Genomic DNA, 6,186 nt, shown 5'->3' on the forward strand with positions numbered 1-6,186 from the left:
TCTAATTAGTCATTACTTTGGAAAAATAATTCGTACTGTTTTAGTGGCAAAATGTACTTCTCGAAGAAAATAACTTAACCCGACAGTCAGAGCAAGAGTTGCCGATACAAATAGTGAGCCAACTACCCATTTAATCTCAACACCAAGAATCGCTTTTATAAAAAGCACAGCAATAACTAAGCAAACAAGTAATGCTGACAAAGTACATGCTGTAATTGCTGAACTAGCTAAATAACGTCTACGCTCAAGATAACCTTGCTCTATTTCATAAAATTTAACATTATCAGGTTCACTTTTGTTAAATTGCTCTGCTACGTACCTCCCACGATCAATAATACGCGCAAGACGCCCGGTCATAACATTCAACATACCAGCAATAGCTGTTAATAAAAAAGCGGGAGCCAATGCAAGTTGTATAACATGGCTAACATCACCAAAAGCAGGTGCAGAATCTATCATAGATATTAAGTTCTCATTTTTGTCCTAGATCTAATGTGACCAAGGCTATTTATATATTTAATTCAGAGATATTACCTTCACAAAGAGCTAACATCCACAATAAAAATGAAACTCAATCTGTTTGCTGAAGGTATATAGAACCTGAAATAATTAAAGGTAAGTCAATTTAAACATTAACATTTTACTTTTTAAAAATCATAATCAAACTCTTTTATCTACCCGCTTAGTTTCTTTACTTTCTTCAATCAAATCTAAATCAACACTTTCGATTTTTTCAAAGCGGTTTGATATTTTATCTGCTGACGTATGAATCTGTTTTACATCATTGGCTGCTTGGTCTATATGCTTAGCTAAGTTATTAAATCGACTTCTAAAGCGGCCAAAATCATCTGAAAGACCAGACAAGTGGGCTTGTATTACATGAATTTGTTTACGGGTTTCTTCATCTTTTAATACTGAACGTGAGGTTGTTAATATCGCCATCAATGTTGTTGGTGATGCAAGCCATACACGTTTTTTATTAGCATAATCAACTAAGTCACTCTGATGAGCATGTATTTCGGCAAATATGGCTTCTGCAGGAATAAACATAATAGCGCCGTCGGATGTTTCTTTATCAATTAAATATTTATCACTAATGTCATTTATATGCTTTTTAATATCGACCTTAAACTGTCGCTCTGCAGCTTTACGGTCGTGATCGCCTAGTAAGTTGTCTGCCATTTTCTTATAGCTTTCTAACGGGAATTTAGAATCTATAACAACGTTACCAGTAGGTTTAGGTAACATTAATAAACAGTCGGCAATTTTACCGTTTGATAAGGTATGTTGTAACGAGAAATGCTGTTCGGGTAACACATTACGAATGAGTGCCGTTAACTGAACTTCACCAAATGCGCCTCTAGATCGCTTGTCGGCCAAAACCTCTTGCAGGCTAACAACGTTGGTAGACAATTCAGTTATTTTCTTTTGTGCATCATCGATTAAAGCTAAACGCTGCAAAATGTCATTAAAGGTTTTTGTAGTTTTTTCAAAGCCTTCTGCTAAACGTTGTTCAACCTGAGCATTGATTTCTTTGAGACGCTTATCGGTTGAAAGTGTTAATTCATCTATGCGTTTAGCCATATTATCACTTGATAATTGCATAGCTTTCGAGAGTTCATCACGATTACTTTGACCTGTTTTATTTAAATGTTCGGTTAATTGATCAATCGACTTTAATTGATTTTCATTAAAGATGTTTTGATGTTCGTGCAGAATATTACTGAGTTGATGACGACTTTCAAACAAGGTTTGAGATTGTTTTTCACCTTGGTCAGAATGCTGACGTAACAACTTCAATTTGAAATCTGATATTTGTTGTTCAAAATACATTTTTAATTCAGATTGCTGCGACGAAGCTTGCTGCTGATTAGCGCTAATATAATGTATAAGTTGTTGATGATTTTTATCGGTTGTATGACTTAACAGTCTCAATTGTTCTTCTAATTCCAAATTACCTTGTTTTCTGAACACAATAACAAGCAATAAAATGAGAATGAGGAATACGCCAGTTAATATTAAATGAGAATATAAATCTGTAGGGAAACTTTGAAGAAACGCAGCCATAAAACACCAACACTGTAAAAATGAACAGTTATTAAATCATAATTATCAATTAACGGCTAGAAATACTCTTATTTTTTATAGCAAAGAGTACAGATAAACATATTAAATTCTGTAGGTTACGTTTGTCCTATAAAAATTATAGGCTTTTATAAAAACAAAAAACGCCATAAGTTTTACCTTATGACGTTTTTATTAAAGTGAGATAAACTAATTAAAGATATTAGCCTTTAGCTTTCTTGTCTGCTTCTTCAATGTTTAATTTCCAAATTTGAGGACCAGTAACGTGCGCTGATTCACCAGTAGAATCAACAGCTACCGTTACAGGCATATCTTCAACTTCAAATTCGTAAATAGCTTCCATTCCCATATCTTCAAAGGCAACCACTTTTGCTTTCTTGATTGCTTTAGAAACTAGGTAAGCAGCACCACCAACAGCCATTAAGTATACTGACTTATGATTTTTAATACTTTCACAAGTTGCTGGACCACGTTCTGCTTTACCAATTGTGCCTAATAAACCAGTTTCAGCTAACATCATCTCAGTAAATTTATCCATACGCGTTGCTGTTGTAGGGCCTGCTGGACCAACAGCTTCGTCACCAATAGCATCTACTGGACCAACGTAATATATAAACTTGTCTGTGAAGTCTACTGGCAATTTCTCGCCTGCAGCTAACATTTCTTGAATACGTTTATGAGCAGCATCACGACCAGTTAAAATAGTGCCTGACAATAATACTGTTTCACCTGTTTTCCAGTCGCTAATATCAGCTTTCTTAAGCTCATCAACATTAACACGGCGAACGTTTTCGCCTACTTCCCAAGTGATTTCTGGCCATTCTTCTAATTTAGGTGGTTGAAGATCTGCAGGACCTGAACCGTCTAAGTGGAAATGTACATGGCGAGTAGCAGCACAGTTAGGGATCATAACCACTGGTTTAGAAGCCGCGTGTGTTGGTACTGAGTTGATTTTAATATCAACAACGGTTGTTAAACCACCAAGACCTTGAGCACCAATACCTAATTTGTTTACACGCTCAAAGATTTCTAAACGTAGCTCTTCTTCTGCGTTTTGAGGACCACGGTCAATTAACTCTTGAATATTTACAGGATCCATTAAGCTTTCTTTAGCTAATACACCTGCTTTTTCAGCTGTACCACCAATACCTATGCCTAACATTCCAGGTGGACACCAGCCAGCGCCCATCGTTGGTAATGTTTTAACAACCCAATCAGCAATTGAATCGCTTGGATTTAACATAACCATTTTAGATTTATTTTCTGATCCGCCGCCTTTAGCTGCGATCATAATCTCAACACTACCACCTGGCACCATATCAATATGTACTACTGAAGGTGTGTTGTCTTTCGTGTTAATACGTTTGCCGGCAGGATCAGCAACGATAGAAGCACGTAGAGGGTTATCAGGATTTAAATACGCACGACGAGTACCTTCATCAACCATTTGTTGCACAGTTAAATCTGTTTTGTCCCATTGAACTTCCATACCTACTTTAACAAAACACGTAACAATACCAGTGTCTTGACAGATTGGACGCTTACCATGAGCAGACATACGTGAGTTGATAAGAATTTGCGCAATAGCATCTTTAGCTGCTTGGCTTTTCTCGCGGTTATAAGCTTTTTCTAACGCTTGTATAAAATCAAGAGGATGATAATAAGAGATATATTGAAGTGCATCTTCAATGCTGTCGATTAGATCTTGTTGTTTGATAATAGCCATAATTTACCTTTGTCACATTTCCCTAAATTTAGAAAAACCCTATGAATATAAATTCATGAGAGGAATTAGTTGAAACTTATAATTTTGCCGATATGATACCTTGCTTGTTAAAGTGCTGCTAGTAACTTATTTAGTATAATCATAGACTCATCCATTATAAGAAAAATGCTTTGTTAAAACACCATAACCAATCAAATAAAAGTCTCACTAAAAATAGAGAATTAACCTCAAACGTTATCTCTTTAATTAGTGGTATGAGTTCGAATAAAGTGTTTGCTCATTTATCTGATCTACCTTGGTCGATGTGGTTAGACTCTTACGATAACCAGCACGTAGATAGTCGCTTTGATATCATGGTATGGGATCCTGTAGTTACCCTCTCTACTACAAGTTCACCTCGGGAAAACAAGTTACACAGTGTAACGACTATAACAAACAACCGTGATAACTCGCATGTTTCAAGCACTGAAGACCCACTATATTTATTAAACCAAGCGCTCGAAGAAACCTTCATCAATATAAACTTATCACCTGACATCGACTGTCCGTTTAAAGGTGGTGCTGTTGGTTATTTTGCTTATGACTTGGGCAGAGAGTTTGAAGTATTACCTGAAGTTTGTGAGCAAGATATAAACCTGCCAAATATGGCTATTGGAATTTATACAAAAGCTATTATTTTTGATAATCAAAAAAATACGTTTAACTTACTCTGTTTAGAAAGTGAAAGAGCTAGTACTGAAGCGTTTTTGTTTGAGCTATTTAAGCATAAAGAAGAAAACTCAAATTTTTTACTTAATTCAGATTGGCAATCGAATATGACCGAGTCTGAATACGCTGAAAAATTTACTCAGGTACATGAATATATTTTAGCGGGAGATTGCTATCAAATAAATTTAGCCCAACGCTTTACTGCGAGTTACTCGGGTAATGAGTTTGAAGCTTATCAAACCCTAAGAAAAGAAAATAATGGCCCATTCTCAGCTTTTATTCGACTTGAAGATTCAGCTATTTTGAGTGTTTCACCTGAACGTTTTTTACAACTTAAAGATCAGCAAGTTCAAAGTAAGCCGATTAAAGGCACATTACCGAGACACGCTTCACCTGAACAAGATAAACAAGCAGCAGAAACTTTACAGCTTTCGAAAAAAGACAGAGCTGAAAACCTGATGATAGTTGATTTACTTAGAAACGATATAAGTAAGGTATGTGAACCTGGATCTGTTGTTGTTCCTAAGTTATTTTATATTGAAAGCTTCCCAGCTGTGCATCACCTAGTGAGTACTGTTGAAGGTAAGTTATCATCAGAGTTTACTGCAGCCGATTTATTACGTGGTGCCTTTCCTGGTGGTTCAATCACTGGAGCACCTAAAATAAGAGCGATGGAAATTATTGAAGAGTTAGAACCTCATCGTCGCAGTATTTATTGTGGTTCAATTGGCTATATTTCTGCTTGCGGAAATATGGACACTAGCATTACGATAAGAACATTAATTTGTGAGCGAAACAATATTCATTGTTGGGCAGGTGGTGGATTAGTTGCCGACTCTATTCTGGCTAATGAATATCAAGAAACCTTTGATAAGCTGAAGAAAATAACCCCCGTCCTTAGAAAAAGTTATTATAAAGCTTAATAAATAAGTAATTAAGGAAACGTTGATGACTAAAGAAGAGTTCTTACTTAAATATTTATTAAATAATAGCTCTGATTCTATTCACCAATATCAGCATGATAAACCACTTAGAGAAGCTGCCGTACTTATTCCATTAATTGACGATGGTACTCAGCTAAATGTGTTACTCACTAAACGCTCTATTCACTTAAGACATCATGCGGGACAAATAAGTTTTCCTGGCGGTAAAGTTGAAGAAACAGATAAAAACTTAATTGACACCGCATCCAGAGAAACTTTCGAGGAAATAGGTTTACCACAAGAGTTAATTACTATTGTAGGTAGCTTACACTCTTATGAAGTTGTATCAGGTTTTGTAGTAACACCCTACGTTGGCTTGATCCCTAATAACTATAAATTCACCAAAGATATTAATGAAGTGAGTGAAATATTTCAGGTTCCTCTCAAACATTTCTTAGACTATTCAAATCATATAACCATTGAAGTTGAGCGTAAAAGTCATACTCATCATATCCATTACATGCCATATAAAGAATACAATATATGGGGAGCGACTGCTTCAATGCTAAAAGACCTCGCTATTCACCTCACTTAATACTTGCTTAATACCTACTTAAATCCTGAATTAAAAAAAGTCTCCTATTTATATTCTCTTTTTTTATCATAGTGACCCGTCCTAAATAAGGTTGACACTTTTCTTTAAGTAAATTGGAGAGTGTTATGAAATCAACAACTAAGCGTACT

At 35.6% G+C, this 6,186-nt stretch carries 5 protein-coding genes; 2 read left to right on the forward strand and 3 right to left on the reverse strand.

Annotated features, from left to right (window positions below; translation table 11 throughout):
- Positions 1–12: 12 nt before the first annotated feature.
- The 3 genes from Q5N69_RS07470 to Q5N69_RS07480 form a co-directional block, all read right to left on the reverse strand.
- Positions 13–459 (reverse strand): DUF2721 domain-containing protein, encoded by a 447-nt coding sequence (locus Q5N69_RS07470; RefSeq protein WP_304368241.1) that lies wholly within the window; start codon positions 457–459, stop codon positions 13–15.
- Between the two features lie 201 nt (positions 460–660).
- Positions 661–2,067 carry a DNA recombination protein RmuC gene (gene rmuC / locus Q5N69_RS07475; protein ID WP_304368242.1) on the reverse strand — a complete coding sequence of 469 codons (1,407 nt, stop codon included), beginning with the start codon at positions 2,065–2,067 and terminating at the stop codon, positions 661–663.
- Positions 2,068–2,287: 220 nt separating this feature from the next.
- Positions 2,288–3,811: a fumarate hydratase gene (locus Q5N69_RS07480; protein WP_304368243.1), complete on the reverse strand. Its 1,524-nt coding sequence runs from the start codon at positions 3,809–3,811 to the stop codon at positions 2,288–2,290.
- 254 nt (positions 3,812–4,065) lie between these two features.
- Between Q5N69_RS07480 and pabB the strand changes: the two genes are divergently transcribed.
- On the forward strand, positions 4,066–5,442 hold the full coding sequence (gene pabB, locus Q5N69_RS07485; RefSeq protein WP_304368249.1) for an aminodeoxychorismate synthase component I: 1,377 nt from the start codon (positions 4,066–4,068) through the stop codon (positions 5,440–5,442).
- Positions 5,443–5,467: 25 nt separating this feature from the next.
- A complete protein-coding gene (locus Q5N69_RS07490) occupies positions 5,468–6,037 on the forward strand; it encodes a CoA pyrophosphatase (RefSeq protein ID WP_304368244.1) in 570 nt (189 codons plus the stop codon).
- The last annotated feature ends 149 nt before the right edge of the window (positions 6,038–6,186 follow it).

The organism is Pseudocolwellia sp. AS88, assembly GCF_030551755.1.
Classification (GTDB): Bacteria; Pseudomonadota; Gammaproteobacteria; order Enterobacterales; family Alteromonadaceae; genus Pseudocolwellia.

What these genes read in the sequence shown, in the direction of transcription:
- Q5N69_RS07470 (WP_304368241.1), bottom strand. Translation starts at nt 459, where the DNA reads ATGATAGATTCTGCACCTGCTTTTGGTGATGTTAGCCATGTTATACAA.
- rmuC (WP_304368242.1), bottom strand. Translation starts at nt 2,067, where the DNA reads ATGGCTGCGTTTCTTCAAAGTTTCCCTACAGATTTATATTCTCATTTA.
- Q5N69_RS07480 (WP_304368243.1), bottom strand. Translation starts at nt 3,811, where the DNA reads ATGGCTATTATCAAACAACAAGATCTAATCGACAGCATTGAAGATGCA.
- pabB (WP_304368249.1), top strand. Translation starts at nt 4,066, where the DNA reads ATGAGTTCGAATAAAGTGTTTGCTCATTTATCTGATCTACCTTGGTCG.
- Q5N69_RS07490 (WP_304368244.1), top strand. Translation starts at nt 5,468, where the DNA reads ATGACTAAAGAAGAGTTCTTACTTAAATATTTATTAAATAATAGCTCT.